At 35.3% G+C, this 14924-nt stretch carries 13 protein-coding genes; all 13 read right to left on the bottom strand.

Translation table 11 applies throughout. From position 1 onward, the window contains the following. Positions 1 to 190: 190 nt before the first annotated feature. The 13 genes from GI584_RS05800 to GI584_RS05750 all read right to left on the bottom strand — a co-directional run bounded on the left by GI584_RS05800 (position 191) and on the right by GI584_RS05750 (position 14161). Positions 191 to 793 carry a TetR/AcrR family transcriptional regulator gene (locus GI584_RS05800; protein ID WP_153790580.1) on the bottom strand — a complete coding sequence of 201 codons (603 nt, stop codon included), beginning with the start codon at positions 791 to 793 and terminating at the stop codon, positions 191 to 193. 8 nt (positions 794 to 801) lie between these two features. Next, positions 802 to 1551 (bottom strand): alpha/beta fold hydrolase, encoded by a 750-nt coding sequence (locus tag GI584_RS05795; RefSeq protein ID WP_153790579.1) that lies wholly within the window; start codon positions 1549 to 1551, stop codon positions 802 to 804. A 386-nt stretch (positions 1552 to 1937) separates the two neighbouring features. Continuing rightward, complete coding sequence (locus GI584_RS23795) at positions 1938 to 2096, bottom strand: hypothetical protein (RefSeq protein ID WP_194842130.1); 159 nt, start codon at positions 2094 to 2096, stop codon at positions 1938 to 1940. Positions 2097 to 2271: 175 nt separating this feature from the next. Further along, positions 2272 to 2598: a hypothetical protein gene (locus tag GI584_RS24375; RefSeq protein ID WP_407647399.1), complete on the bottom strand. Its 327-nt coding sequence runs from the start codon at positions 2596 to 2598 to the stop codon at positions 2272 to 2274. 59 nt (positions 2599 to 2657) lie between these two features. Beyond that, positions 2658 to 2822: a hypothetical protein gene (locus tag GI584_RS24370; protein ID WP_407647398.1), complete on the bottom strand. Its 165-nt coding sequence runs from the start codon at positions 2820 to 2822 to the stop codon at positions 2658 to 2660. 177 nt (positions 2823 to 2999) lie between these two features. Beyond that, positions 3000 to 3719 (bottom strand): YesL family protein, encoded by a 720-nt coding sequence (locus GI584_RS05785; RefSeq protein ID WP_153790578.1) that lies wholly within the window; start codon positions 3717 to 3719, stop codon positions 3000 to 3002. Positions 3720 to 3766: 47 nt separating this feature from the next. Next, positions 3767 to 4927 (bottom strand): Gfo/Idh/MocA family protein, encoded by a 1161-nt coding sequence (locus tag GI584_RS05780; protein WP_153790577.1) that lies wholly within the window; start codon positions 4925 to 4927, stop codon positions 3767 to 3769. A 213-nt stretch (positions 4928 to 5140) separates the two neighbouring features. Next, complete coding sequence (locus GI584_RS05775) at positions 5141 to 6613, bottom strand: sulfatase (RefSeq protein ID WP_153792928.1); 1473 nt, start codon at positions 6611 to 6613, stop codon at positions 5141 to 5143. Positions 6614 to 6723: 110 nt separating this feature from the next. After that, positions 6724 to 8394 carry an extracellular solute-binding protein gene (locus GI584_RS05770; RefSeq protein WP_153790576.1) on the bottom strand — a complete coding sequence of 557 codons (1671 nt, stop codon included), beginning with the start codon at positions 8392 to 8394 and terminating at the stop codon, positions 6724 to 6726. A 225-nt stretch (positions 8395 to 8619) separates the two neighbouring features. Further along, positions 8620 to 9495 (bottom strand): carbohydrate ABC transporter permease, encoded by an 876-nt coding sequence (locus tag GI584_RS05765; protein ID WP_153790575.1) that lies wholly within the window; start codon positions 9493 to 9495, stop codon positions 8620 to 8622. Positions 9496 to 9507: 12 nt separating this feature from the next. Beyond that, complete coding sequence (locus GI584_RS05760) at positions 9508 to 10443, bottom strand: ABC transporter permease (protein ID WP_153792927.1); 936 nt, start codon at positions 10441 to 10443, stop codon at positions 9508 to 9510. 396 nt (positions 10444 to 10839) lie between these two features. Further along, a complete protein-coding gene (locus GI584_RS05755; protein ID WP_153790574.1) occupies positions 10840 to 12405 on the bottom strand; it encodes a response regulator transcription factor in 1566 nt (521 codons plus the stop codon). Beyond that, the gene (locus tag GI584_RS05750) at positions 12392 to 14161 is read right to left on the bottom strand and encodes a sensor histidine kinase (protein WP_153790573.1); all 1770 of its coding nucleotides are present in this window, start codon (positions 14159 to 14161) and stop codon (positions 12392 to 12394) included. Before GI584_RS05750 ends, GI584_RS05755 begins: the two co-directional genes overlap by 14 nt. Positions 14162 to 14924: the final 763 nt, after the last annotated feature.

Raw genomic sequence — 14924 nt, 5'->3', positions numbered from 1 at the left:
TGTTCGTTTAGATTCTATGAATTAAAATTTGATCCAAGTGCTCACAGATAACACATCATATATATTTGAAGATCAAAAAATAATATAGGGAACAATGTAATTTTTTACTACTATCTCCATATACTTATAAAAATTCATCATTCGAAAAACCTGCATACTTTTCAATCAATACAGTGCTATATCTTATTATTCAACGTTCATTGCTCGATGATTGGCAAAATTTTTGTATGATTTGTGTTTTGATTTCTTCAACTGGAAATGTCTGAGGATAAGTTGAAATCATCAGCATCACCCCTTGCAATGTAGAAGAAAAGTATAGAGACCTTTTCCGAGGACTTTCAATCCCTAACGTTTCAAACATTTCACATTGTAGCTCAAATTGTCTTGCGTTTTCCTCGACGATCCGTTTACTATATTTAATTAACTCTTCATCTGCTTCAGGTTGTGTCTGTAAGTGTAGAAAAAAACGATGTACACTTGGATTTGTGTATACATTATCTATTGCGTGATTTACAATATATTTTAGCTGGTCACTTGGTGTACCAAGTGACAAAGCACCTTCCATCACTTCAATTAATTTTCCAATTCGTTCTTCAACAATTGTCGCAAGAAGGTCTTCTTTTCCTTTGAAGTAATTGTAAAGTAAGCCTTTAGAGATTCCCGCTTCTTTCGCTATATCACTTATAGAAGTCGCATGATATCCTTGTTTAATAAACAGATCCATCGCTTTGTGCCGGATATTTTCTTTCGCTATTTGACGAATTCGTTTATTCTCTTCATGAGTTCTTGGCATGGTACAGATCATTCCTTCATAAAATTATCAATCTTCAAAAATAACTCTTCTGGATGAGTAAGGGTTACCATATGGTCTGCATTCGCTATTTCAAAAAAACGGAGATTCGGAACTTTTTTAAAATGTTCTGCTACATGATGATTATCTTGAAAATCTTTTTCACCTATAATAAACAACGTATTCATTGATATTTCATCTAATCTCTCAACAGCAGGTGGTTGTGGCCAGATCATTTCAAAATTAGGCCATGTTAAAATTCGACTAAAGTAGTCTCGATGCATTTGAATCATAATTTCTCGCCGTGGACTTGACATGACAACTTGATATAGCGAACCACTCAAAGAGATATCAAGCATTTGATCGAGGTCTGGAGCAACCTGGTTAATGCTGTTAATATACTCATTAAATGCTTGAGAATAATTAAAACCTGATAATGATGGTGCAATTAAAATCAGATTCTTTACTTTTTCCGGGTAATTCAACGCAAATTCTGTTGCAATTTGCCCCCCTATTGAATGACCAACAAGCGTTGCCGTCTCTAGCTCGAGATGATCAATAAGTAATAATAAATCTTCAACATAATTGGCCTTTTCATTTGGTGATGGTGATTTTCCAATTCCACGCACGTCAAACGTAACAACTTTATACTGTTTAGTTAAGAGTGGAGCTAAAAATGTCCAATCTCTCAAATCCGTTCCTCCACTATGTAGAAGTACAATAGGAAGTCCCTCTCCGTTTACCTGATAATACAAATCCATGGTAAACCCTCCATCTAATTTATATTTCATTATGTATCCATTTTATTATTGACTGAACGTTTAGTCAATTAAAAAAAGGTAAAAAAAAAGAAAAACTTAATGGTCTAATGATCGAGTAAATGTTACAATCCATACAAATAAGGAATGTGCTCCTCTGTATTTATCTGTCACCTTACTCGCTTAACCCAGCTATTACGTCCTTGTAGCCATTCGCCAAACGAGAAAGTAGTTGGTACACGATAAGGCCCCAATCCCTACCTCCAATGAATCAAAATCCTATATTGTGGTGTGCAATGTTCCCGCTGACTGTAAATATTTTTCCGATACTTCATTTTCCTTATTTGATATGCTACTGCTCTGTACGTGCGATTCATATCGTTGATCTATTAAGCAGTTTTTCTATTCTCATCGGCCTCCTTCACATTATTTAAATGTTGTCTTTTCACATCCCAGTAGTAAATGCGGGGTAGACCTGATAACAACCAATATTCATGCAATAATGAAGAACTAACAAACAATATCATGGTCCAATCTAATTGTCTCAAAAGAATCTCTCCCTTCTTAACTAATTTATGGTGAAGAGAGGTCGTCTAAGAACGTTCATTCAGATGCACAAGCAGTTCCACTTTCGTATATCCATTCTGAAAGTACAAAAATAAACCTTACTATTCGTATTGAGTTCCGAATAGTAAGGTGGTTTCTTGTCATGTGTTCTAATTATTATTTACAACTCGTTTTGTATCGTCTACTTTTATTAAAGTTTTTCGGGCTGGTTACCATGTCCCCATCCGCTATTATCTTTGGAAGCAATTCCACCATTTCAGTGAGCATAACAGGTTGATCTTTATATTCATAACAATCAGCAAATGCATATTTATGGTTATTATGTGAAATTTCGTTGTTCAGGATTGGATCTTTATCTTTGTAACGCTCATAAAATACTTCTCCAAGCTCCTCATAATCGTGAAGTGTGATAATATCAGAAATGGTATGCTCCCAACCACCATTTACAATTACCGGACGTTCTGGGTCAATAGACTTAGTCAAATGATAGATTCAGTAAACGCTTGTTATCTCTTATCTTTAAAAATGTTTGATACTCCTCATTATTCATTAAACGGTACCCAAGTAATAATCGAGGGATGATTGTAACGTTGTTGCACAATTTCTAGCCATTCGTTTGTCACATTCTCAACAGCTTCATCTGAGTATTCATAGACAGCTGCAATTTCTGACCAAACAAGTAGACCTTTCTTATCACACCAGTACATAAAACGTTCGTCCTCAATTTTTTTGATGTTTCCATACACCATTGCATTGTTTTTTTATATCTTCAATCATTGCTTCGTCGGATGAATGGGTTAACATAATACCAGTGGGCTAGATATAAAAGAATCATTAAAAACATATGTGTATCAATGGAAGAACAATTGGTTTCTGAAAACAATCTAATTTTGGATAGTATCAGTTGTCTTTGGATCTGTTAAATAAGATGAATGGATTTTCATAAATAACTTGTGAAATCCATAGAATGATACATATGAAATAAGTGAACCCAAGAAAAATGGTATCAAAAATGTTATAACGTTAAAGCTTAAATAAATGATTAAAACAGTAATTGCACCTAATACCAATGTAAGGAGTGGATTTCCAAATGTAAGTAATAGAGCAATTTTAAACGTATCTTTTAGTTTGGTGTGCACATGAATCGTTAATGAGAAGAAGTGAAGTGTAAAGACAAATAAAAATAAAGCTAAATTGATAAATAAATACTTAAACCAACCTTCAATAAATGTAGTAAAGTAATAATAATCAGCAATCAACACGATCCACATTAGCCCAATCAATAATCCTCCAACCATACTTCTCACATAATTTTCTTTATAATACCTTAAAAAGGACTGAAACACCCTTATCTCTTCACTAAGGATAAATTTACGGATTACTCCATACATGGCTGTTGTTGATGGAAAAAAGACAAAAGGCGCTAGGATGGTGATGGTAACTCCTAGAGTCATCAACTGATTAATATTTTGTGCATATATGGTACACAATGCCAAATACAGTAATGGCAAATTAAATAAAATCCATAATAAATTTATACCTACAAACCTCGTAATGATGTTTGATATTCTATAAAACCCACCTATTAAACCTTTGCCTTCCATGTTGTTACCTCCTCATCATAGCAGCTGAATCTATTTCACCTATTAAACTAATGAGTTCCTTCGACATTTAAAGGAATACTTTTCGTACATTTGTCACTTGTGGATGAAGCTATCTTTTCCTGTAATAGCTCATAATAAAGATTTTCATCTAAAGGAAACTCTACCCAATCGTCTGTCCAAGTGGACAAGTGCATCGCATTGGAAAGCATTAAACCTTTAATACCTTCTTCACCATGAGCTATTAAGGATGCTCCTTCTAAAATTGCATGAACGAAATTTTGCGTGATACCTCGATGTGCTGTTTCTGCACCACTTATTGGCACATCTACCTTCCAGCATTCTGGTGCTCCAAATCCGCCCTTATATTCCCGATTAAATTGAGGTTCTGAAACACGTAGTCTCCAAAAATCTAATTCGCCATTTTCTATCACGACTTTCCCTTGATCACCAGTAATTTCCAGTCTATTTGTACCTGGTGCCTCCCCTGTCGTCGTTATAAATACTCCTGTTGCACCGTTTTCATATTCTGCGTATGCAGTCACATCATCCTCGACTTCAATATCACGATACTTACCAAAATTACAAAACGCTCGCATCCTTGTTGGCATCATCCCGGTCATCCATTGCCATAAATCAAGCTGATGTGGACACTGGTTGATTAAGACTCCGCCACCTTCACCAGACCACGTTGCGCGCCATCCACCGGAATCGTAATAACTTTGAGAGCGATACCAATTTGTAATAAGCCAATTAATTCTACGTATTTCTCCTAGTTCTCCAGCTTGAATAAGGTCACGCACCTTTTGATAGAGTGGATTAGTCCGTTGATTGTACATAATGGAAAAAACTTTACCGCTTTTTTCTGCTGCTTCGTTCATTTCTCGTACCTGTTTAGTATAAACTCCGGCCGGTTTTTCTGATAAAACATGAAGACCATATTCAAATGCTTTTATTGCTAGACTAGCGTGATCATAGTGTGGAGTAGCAATGATAACTGCATCAACTAACCCAGATTCAAAGAAGGCATCTTCATCTGAAAATACTTTAACACTTTCTTTTAAATTCTCTTTTAACCATTTCACCTTTTCTTCACTATTGTCTAAAACAGCAGTTAAGCTCGCATCTTTTATCTCATTTGCCTGTAAGTATTTAGCATGCGAGTTACCCATACTTCCGACACCAATAATTCCAATTCGTACTTGATGCATTTTTTCATACTCCCTTTCCAATATAAATACCTTTCGACTCTTTTTTTAAAAATAAATTATTTGCTTCTCCTCATTGAATAAAAAATCACTGTTTGTCTGTATTCTCAACCTACGAAGGTCACACCGATATTAACAGCTTATATAGGGACCTTTTGGAAACCAAATGAAACTAATCTTAGTTAAAAATACCACAAACCTCTTGAGCTCTACTTATCATTTAGATTCTCCGCTGCTTAATCCTACACGCGCATATTGCCAATCTGGTGCCTGATATCGCTTCAACATCTCTTGCAACTTTTTTTCATATTGTTGGTGTAGCTTGGAATCATGAATAGGAACAGCCTGTTCTGTATCATCCACAATGTTGTATAATAAATGCTCTTTTGTAGCATTATGATGCTGATGTGATTTATTAGCAATGCGGAACACTGGCATCTTTGTTTGTGGAAGGAATCGATCTACCTCACATTCTTCATAATCTTGTAGCTTGTTACCTCCTACAACCGGAATAGCCGTGTAATGGTAGGCAATGCTTTCAGGAACTGGTTTTCTACAATAAGAAAATCGACCATCTGCTAGATTAATATCTTTACCAAAATAACCATACAGAACTGCATCGTGGTGTGATTCATCACGTTCAAACAGATGGGTGAAAGATTTTCCGTGCACATGCTCAGAAGGTTTTGCCCCATGTAAATGGAGCAAGGTCGGCATCAAATCCATTGTTGAAGTTAAGCCACTCACTCGATTACCGTTCATTGGAGAATCAGGTATGTATGCAATCATCGGAATATTTACTAGCTTTTGATAATCGAACATATAGTTTTTCGCCCAGTATCCATAATCACCGAGCAGATACCCATGATCAGTTGTTAAAATCACGGCTGTATCATGCCACATGTCTAATTCATCCATTTTGTCTAAAAATTTACCGAGCCATGCATCAGTCATCGTCAGCGTACCAGCATAACATTTACGAATATGCTCAATAGCCTCCTTTCCTTCCAGGTCCGAATCCACCGGTGCATATGACGGCCAATCGAAATGGTACGGATCTGCCCATGAATCATTATAAAGTTCTCGGTACCTCGTCGGGCACATGAACGGCTCGTGAGGATCAAACACCTCTAAATGAAGGTGCCAGTTATCCTCCTTATGATTACTTTCGATAAAATTTATTGCTTGCTTAAAGCATTGCGGTGTAGGATAATCTTCATCCTGCTCAGAATTCATAATACTGCGATTCACCCAATCCTGCCGTCTGTTTTTCCCTCTAAATTTCGGAGTATATGGATCCTTCACTCTAGGATGCCAGTTATCACCTTCTTGTCCGCGTAAAAATTCCCAGGTGTTAAAAGGAGTATGGTAACCCCAGCCTTTTTTTTCAAAGTAATGATAATGATCAGTGATCAAATGACTGTAGACATTAGACTGACGACGGAGTTCCTCGGGATACGTTTCATCGAACGGCTGTAAGGGACACCATTGTGATTCGAGGAAATTAAGGCGCCCTGTCATGATTTCACGGCGCGCGGGCACACAAGGTAGTGAACCGCTGTAGTGATTATCAAACACAACTCCTTTAGCAGCTAAACGGTCAATATTGGGTGTGTTTACCCAAGAATATTCATAAGCATTAAGATAATGGCGATTAAGTGAATCCATTAAAATAAATATCGTTTTCAAGTGTGTCACCTCGTTTAACCCATCTTTAACAGAATGTATCAATAGTAAAAGTTTCATATTGCATAGAAACTATCTCTATCTATAAAGTATGAAACTTTTTAAATACACATTTACTTCTGAGCCTGTTGCTGCTCTACAATGCCATAGATATCCTTAGCCAAGAATGCAGAATCTTTGTTTTCAGCATACCAATCGCTCCACCATTGCTCAGCATCTGGTCCTCTACCGTTTTGCCATATTTTCTTCGCATCTTTCAGTGCTTGTTCTACCGTATAATCAGAACCACTGACAATAGCTTTTACCCACAATTCATCGATTGATGCCCCTGTTTGACCTAGAGTGATATCCAGTTCCTTAGGTAATTGAGGCATATGCTCCGAATGCGTGATTTCCGAATATGGACGGCTCAAATCAAAGTACACTTCTCTACTCATTTCATATAACTCGAGCCCTTCCTTTTCATTAGGAATCTCTGGATTAAACATAGTCTCATAACCACACTTGCCCTCCGTCACAAAACTAGATGAGGATAACATGGTGGCATCTGTCATATATCCCACTTCTTCGTTATGTTCACCATCCATAATCTTAGGACATCCATTTCCATCAAGTTCATGGTGTACGCCTTCCTCACCAAAATTCAACATGTTGGCTGTTGAAGGCTTCACTAGAAAATCTACAAATTTGATAACAGCTTCTGGATTTTTCGCCCCTCTGGACACCGCAGCAGTCATTTGTACCGGATTTTGGTAGGTTGGATTAAACGATCCTGCTGGACTTTCTGGATAAGCAATTGGGATAATTTCAGCTTCAGGTACATTTTGTTTTAATGATTTGAGTTCATTTTTTGCAAACTGGTCCCATTTTAAGAGGAGTGGATATATACCCAACTTACCAGTTACAAAATCTTTTCTAGCCTTTTCACCGTTATTATCATTCAGATAATCCCGATCCACTATCCCTTCTTGATATAAGCGCTTTCTAAACTTTGTTGCTTCAACTGCACTGTCCCAAGCTCGTACAATTTGGTCGTTTCTCATAACAAATCCCATGTTTTGAAAAACCTGATCTATGGTACGGGCAGATTGATGACTAATAGCTATTCCGTACGTATCATCCTCCCCATTGCCATCTGGGTCCTGTTCAGTGAAAGCCTTGGCAACTTGGTATAATTCTTCTGTTGTTTCGGGAACCTCAAGGTTTAGCTTATCCAGCCAGTCTTTACGAACAAACATGGCACGTATCGGTGTAATTTCATTCAATCTGCCTAAGAAATATAGTTTACCATCACTTAATGTTCCTGCTTTTCTCAATGCTGGATAGTCTTCAAGCATCTGCTTATAGTCGGTGCTATGTTCTTCAATTATTTCTCCCAAAGGCATTAATTGCTTTTGTTGATACCAAGTATCTTTAGGTCCTGCACTATATTCAAATAAGAGGTCTGGTGCCTGACCGGAGGCAAATAAAGTATTGAACTTTTCGGTCGATTCCCAACGTGGTATCGGTTGATACTTTACATTAACTGGTCCATTTTGTTTAATCCATTTCGTCCATCGATTATCTTCTATGGAACCTTCCGCAGCGGGAACACTCCCACGATCATAAATCGAAGATGTGATTTGGGGTTTTTCACTATTCTGACTATTTTCATTGCTCTCATTACTTTCGGTCTCATTTTCTACAGTTTCAGAGCTTTCTTTCGATGTGCAGCCAGCTAAGAGTGCACCTAATGCCAAACAAAGTACTATTACCATAACGAACCATTTACGTTCTATTCGCATATTTTTCCCCTCCTAGATTAAATAGTTGAAAAAACCACCTTCTAATTAGCTATATTACATTTACATTAAAATCTATCATTCCCCCTAAGAAAGATTTTGTATTTTAAAAAGTTATAAAGTAAAAACTTGGGTGAACAATTATAATTCTACGCCCTAGACGTTTACAAAATAGAATGTTTTAATTTTATTTTTAATAAAAGATTTTATTACACTACTAATATGTGTCTATCCTTTAATAGAGCCAATTAATACGCCTTTAACAAAATATTTTTGAAGGAAAGGATAGACTAATAGCATAGGTATGACCATCACCATTACCCCTGCTGCTTTAACAGATTCTGGTGTGATGTTTTGTATATCCTCCGACATAACTTCATTTAATTCCTGCATAACCGATTGACTTTGAACCATCTGTTGTACAAGTACAGACAAGTTGTACTTATCGGTTTCATTGATATAAATCAAAACATTCATAAACATATTCCAATACCCCACACCGTAAAATAAGGATAATGTAGCAATCATTGGTACTGAAAGTGGTAGGATAATATTTATTAACAATCTAATTTCACCACATCCATCGATTCGTGCCGCTTCTTCTAATTCTTCCGGCAGATTTTCAAAAAAACTTTTCATAACCAGCATATTATATGTGCTGATTAAACCGGGAAACCAGATGGCAAAATAAGTATCGACTAATCCCAAACTCTTCACTACTAAGTAAGACGGTATCATTCCTGCTCCGAACAACATGGTGAACACCATAAGCAAAGTGAATGTTTTTCTTGCATAGAAATACTTTCGTGACAGAGGATAGGCGGCCATAATAGTGAAAAGCATACTCAATCCCACACCAACAACCGTAATGATCACACTGTTTTTAAATGCACCTAAAATTTGGGTACCTTGAAATAAAGTGATGTAAGCTTCAATTGTCCATCCTTTCGGCCAAATGGAAACATGCCCTGACATTATCGAATGTGAATCACTTAAAGATAAGGCAGCCATATGAACAATAGGAAATAAACAGGTCAGTGAGATAATCGACAAAGCTATATAATTAATCACGTAAAAAATCTTATCACCTAGAGTTGGTTTCATCTTAAATTCCTCCTAAAACAATCCCTGATCAAATTTACGGGCAATCCAATTGGCAGATAACACCAACACTAGACCTACAAGAGCTTCAAATAAACCCATTGCCGCACTCAAGCTAAACTGTGCACCCAACAAACCTACACGATATATATAAGTGCTTATAACTTCTGCAACATTGGAAACAACTGGATTTTGAAGCATATAAACCTGATCAAAACCAACCTCCATAACATTCCCTGTCGCGAGAATAAACAATATAATAATAGTAGGACGCATTTGTGGAAGAGTAATATGCCAGATTTGTCTAAATTTATTGGCCCCATCTATGCTTGCAGATTCATACAGACTCGGATTTATCATGCCAATAACTGCTAAGTAAATAATCGTCCCAAACCCCATTTCCTTCCATATACCTGAGCTAATAAACACCCCTATCCATGACAAGGGCTTGTATAAAAACGGATAGGGTTCTCCTGTCCATCTCTCGATCCAATGGTTTATAAACCCCGACTCCATAGAAAATAGGGTTAGAACAATACCTCCGATAATTACCCAATTAAAAAAGTGAGGCAAGTAAACAATCGTTTGTATAGTTCGCTTGAAAAACATTTTTCTCACTTCATTTAACAAAATGGCAAGAATGATTGGAGCCGGAAAACCAAAAACCAATTGCAAAACACTTAGCATTAATGTGTTTCGGATGATATTTAGTGTCTGGGTCTGAGTAAATAATAGTTCAAAATTATGAAATCCTACCCAGGGGCTACCGAATATTCCGTCAAAGAAGTTGTATTCTTTGAAAGCAATAATATTTCCCATAATAGGGGCATACTTAAATGTTAAATAGAAAATAATGACAGGGAAAAAGATCAGTAGTAAAGGAATATTTTGTTTAAATCGCTTTTTTCTTTTTAACTTTATAGAATTTTTTCTTATCATTTCCTCATTCATCGACTTTTCTTGTGTTTGTAAATTTTCAGTTTGCATGGTTTCTATTTTCACACCTCTCTCCCTAACTGTTTTCTTTAAATACTCAATTTCCCTAAACTTTCATAAGTACCACTCTCCTAGTCCTTGAAACTTGTTATATCTTTAAATTCATTGTACACGGTTACATTTTTTGTTTCCTTGAATAATCAACTGTAAAACTAGAGAAATTTACTTTCTTTCTTTAAAGAAAAAAACTACCCTTTTCTCAGGTAGCGGCTTGGTCATACACTTCTATAATCAATCCATTTTATTAAGCTCTTCAACAGCAAACACATACTATCAGTGCTTGGCATTGATAAGAACATTTGACATCTCTTTACTGGCAGACGTGGTTTCTAAAAGGTATAAGGTAATGAATTAAATAATTTTCTTACTTCCTTGATTGCGATATTCTCTAGGTGACATTTTTGTTAACCGTTTAAAAACAGTGGTAAAATAATTGGAATCATCATACCCTACAGATTCAGCAATTTCGAAGATTTTCATTTCTGTATTGCTTAGTAATAATTTAGCTTTATCGATTCTGAACTTTGTAACATAGTTGACAAAGCTTTCTGACTTTTCTTTTTTAAATAAATTACTAAAATAATTTGGGCTCAAATGTACAAAGTTTGCTACTTCTTTCAGGTTACAGCTCTCCATATAATGGTCTTCAATATAACGTATCGATTTTGCAACAATATTTTCATTTTTACTTTTAAACCAAGTATTTAGTTCTTTATAAAATAGCTCTTCATGTTTTCTGGCCCAGTCTACTACTTCATCTATTTCGTCCAATAAGTGAAACTGACTGATTTGAATACCTACACCTACCTCTGGGTTATTCTCTGTTAATTCCTTTTGAATTATTTCATAAAACGATAGAACCAGGATTAAGACTTCCACTTTTGCATCTTCCATGGATAAGGTTTTCAAATCTGTAATGTAGTTATTTATATAGCTCTTCACTTCGTTGACTTGACCAAGCATCATTTTCGACATAATTTCATCATGGACAATTCTAATTTTATTTTGATTCAAAGTGTGAATCTTTAGATTGGTATCCGTCATTTCTTCACTTGAAATAGTGACTCTGTTCATGTGATTTCGCTTAGCTATAAAATTTTCTAAATGAATTGGTATCTGAACTAAATCTTCAATAAGACCTGATTGATGAGTTTCAACTGTAATTCCGAGCACTTCATTAATTGTCTTACTTAAGGTCTGTACAAAACTAGAAATGGGCGTATGTGAATCTATAAAAATAGCATAAATATCATGTAATACAGGTAACAATATGCCGCTCAGGTCAAATTTTTCAAGCAGTTCTTCTGTAACACTCGATACGGATAATTGCAATAAACTCAGATCTTTAGAACGATAGGACTTTGTCTTGGGGAAGTACGTTGTTACTTTGAATAGTAAAACTTCTTTTTGTAGGTAATCCTTTTTTATTTTTTCTAATCTCGTATGATCATAAGGCAATCGCAGCATCAGCGAACGAATCGTATTTTCATCAATTAATTGTTTTTCCATTAAGTGTTCTTCTCGTTCCTTCATTTCTTCCATTATAGTTCGGTAGGTTTTATCAAGAACTTTAAGTAATTCTTTTTCTGGACAAGGCTTTAACAAGAAGTCCAACACTCCGTGCCTAATTGCTGCTTGCGCGTATTTCAAATCTTTGTAGCCTGTCAACATAACGACTTTTGTATCCGGAAATTCCTGATAAAGTTCTTTGGCTAGGTCTATCCCGTCCATATTTGGCATCCGAATATCTGTCAGTACTAATTCAGGATTTAACTCCTTCATTTTTTCAATAGCATCATATCCGTTTCTGGCTGTTTCAACTACACTCCAGTTCGGTGCATTCATTTCTATTAATTTGGTTAATCCTTGCCTAGTCTTGATTTCATCATCCACAATTAAGACATCACACACTTTCATTTAAGACCTCCTTCCTAGCATTTGTCGGTATCTGATAAGGTAAAATTAGTTTCATCGTTGTTCCGATTCCACACTCGCTAGATATATCTAACCCATAGGGTTCACCATAAACCATATCCATACGACTAATAACATTTTCTACTCCGATTCTTTGTCGATGGTTATTTTTATTAGAATTCATGCTCCCTTCTATTAATCGTTCCTTCATGTCCGAATCCATTCCACAACCATTATCAGTTATCTCGATAATTAACTGATTTGACTGACGATACGCATGTATATCAATAAGCATATTTGTTTCTTTATCACGAAATGCATGCACAAATATATTTTCCACCAAAGGTTGAAGTAATAATCGAATTAATAGACAGGACTTCACACTGTCCTCTATATATATGGTTGTATTCAAGTCCTCCTTAAAACGATGTTCTTGGATATTAATGTAATTTTTCATATTGTGAATCTCATCTTCTAGTGTTACCAGTTCATTCACAGGCTCCAAAACATATCGAAGCATTTCTGATAAAGATACAACAAGTTCTGCTGACTCCATGTCATCCTTCAAATATACGTTCCAATAAATCGTATCCAGGGTATTATACAAAAAGTGAGGATTTAACTGCGCTTGTAAAGCTTTCAACTCTGCTTTTTTTTCATTTAGTTGTCTCTCATAAACCTCTTTAATTAATGAATTAATATTGTCAGCCATGGAATTAAAACTCTGTCCGATATACGACATTTCATCATTGGTTTGAATTTCAATACTAGTGTCAAAATTCCCTTTTCGAAGCTGCTGCATTCCCCGCACAAGTGATTTTAGAGGTCGTAAAAATTGTAAACTAGTGATAGTAATTAGTATCACTGCCAAAATAATGGTGAAAATCCCTGAATAAAGAGAAATCTTAAAAATGATCTGGCTCTTCTCTTTAATATTTTGAAGAGAAATACGACTTACTAGTGAAAAGGAGGTATCATCGGATTTACTTTTGGTAAATAAATAAGGAATCTCCTCCATCATATGTATATCTGCTTTATCCAACGTAAGTAAAAATGATGGATCAACATGTTCAACGTTGGACTCATTCGTGTAAAGTAATTGGTTTCTCTGGTCAAGTAAATAAAATCGTCCAGATTCCATTTCAGTTACTGAATTCAGCAATTTGGAGAATACAGCTTCATCAAAGATCATAATCATGGAGCCATAAGTTTCTAATTTCGAGGTCTTCATCAACCTAGAAGCCACAATGACATTCCTAAATCGACTATTTTCAACGGAACTTGTTAAATCCATTTTTTTCCATATAATCTCTCCGTTTGTTCCTTTCAAGCTTTTTGTTAATTCTAGATAATCCTCATGGCTAAGACCATCAATAAAAGCGCTTTCTTTAGTGTAAAAACTGTTACCCTTTAAATCATATAAATATAATGCGCTAAGCTGAGGGACATCAAATTTAACTTGACTTAATAGTTCATCCAATTCCCTCCAATCCAGGTACTTTTCAAAATTGCTACCTGGATACTCAATGGATGATTTCTTGAGGATTTCTTCAACATTAGAATTAGATCCGATGTAGTTTGATATTCTATAAATATTTTTGATTCGAAGCTCCAACCTAGCTAGTGCCTGTTCATTTGTCATAGAAAACTGTTGGCTTATTTCTTTTTCAAAAATATTAAGATAAATACGGTAAGAAATATAGCCAGAGAGACAAAATACAATTAAAATAACAGCGGATAAACTAATAATCAATTTCATTTTAAAACTTGTTCTCTTATGAAAATATCCTAGTCGAAAACGGGCCAATGGTATCACCTCTATTTAGTGAGCTGTCTACTTCACTTTTTAAAAGAATTTCACCCACCTTTTCTAAAACTTGTTCACCAGATCATTTGTCATTCAATTCACAAACAAAATTATTCATACTCACTTTATTATTTAAGTGGATCATATCATCCAAAGTTATTGGTTCATTCCTCCCATTCCCCGTTTAATTTTGGGTCATACTTGACAATGTTGTTTTCGATGAATTTGAACAAAGTTCCTTAAATTACAAAATTAAAGCTCCCACTTCCTTTGCAATGAATTTATCTAACAATCTATAAATTAATAACGATAATCCCCCCTTATTTAAAGCGTTTTCATTTAATGGATCTTCAAAGTTCGGTTTGTCTGTTTTAATTATAAAACATAAAATATAAACTTCAAATTTTTTTATAATATTCAAATTTTTCATTTTTAATGAATCTCTAATAACGTTCCCTGCGTTTAATAATAGTTGGTCGTCTCTTTTTTATTTTCCACTTATTTCCATATTAAAATTATAATCAAAGGATACAGAGTGTGTATCACTCGAAGATCTCTTTAAACAAGACACAACATAAAGCAACTCCAAAAAGATCACAGGAGAAAAACTCTTAAAAGACAAAATAGACAATTCTAGACCGATGAGTGACTTACTACACAATATTATAACAAGCGATCCTTCACTAAAAAGTTTTTTACTGGGTGCACGCGGTAG

Source organism: Gracilibacillus salitolerans (genome assembly GCF_009650095.1).
In the GTDB taxonomy this organism is placed as follows: domain Bacteria; phylum Bacillota; class Bacilli; order Bacillales; family Amphibacillaceae; genus Gracilibacillus; species Gracilibacillus salitolerans.
The sequence above is the reverse complement of the archived record's forward strand: the minus strand, read 5'-3'. Positions and strand labels throughout refer to the sequence as shown.

What these genes read in the sequence shown, in the direction of transcription:
- GI584_RS05800 (WP_153790580.1), bottom strand. Translation starts at nt 793, where the DNA reads ATGCCAAGAACTCATGAAGAGAATAAACGAATTCGTCAAATAGCGAAA.
- GI584_RS05795 (WP_153790579.1), bottom strand. Translation starts at nt 1,551, where the DNA reads ATGGATTTGTATTATCAGGTAAACGGAGAGGGACTTCCTATTGTACTT.
- GI584_RS24370 (WP_407647398.1), bottom strand. Translation starts at nt 2,822, where the DNA reads ATGTACTGGTGTGATAAGAAAGGTCTACTTGTTTGGTCAGAAATTGCA.
- GI584_RS05785 (WP_153790578.1), bottom strand. Translation starts at nt 3,719, where the DNA reads ATGGAAGGCAAAGGTTTAATAGGTGGGTTTTATAGAATATCAAACATC.
- GI584_RS05780 (WP_153790577.1), bottom strand. Translation starts at nt 4,927, where the DNA reads ATGCATCAAGTACGAATTGGAATTATTGGTGTCGGAAGTATGGGTAAC.
- GI584_RS05770 (WP_153790576.1), bottom strand. Translation starts at nt 8,394, where the DNA reads ATGCGAATAGAACGTAAATGGTTCGTTATGGTAATAGTACTTTGTTTG.
- GI584_RS05765 (WP_153790575.1), bottom strand. Translation starts at nt 9,495, where the DNA reads ATGAAACCAACTCTAGGTGATAAGATTTTTTACGTGATTAATTATATA.
- GI584_RS05760 (WP_153792927.1), bottom strand. Translation starts at nt 10,443, where the DNA reads ATGAATGAGGAAATGATAAGAAAAAATTCTATAAAGTTAAAAAGAAAA.
- GI584_RS05755 (WP_153790574.1), bottom strand. Translation starts at nt 12,405, where the DNA reads ATGAAAGTGTGTGATGTCTTAATTGTGGATGATGAAATCAAGACTAGG.
- GI584_RS05750 (WP_153790573.1), bottom strand. Translation starts at nt 14,161, where the DNA reads ATGAAATTGATTATTAGTTTATCCGCTGTTATTTTAATTGTATTTTGT.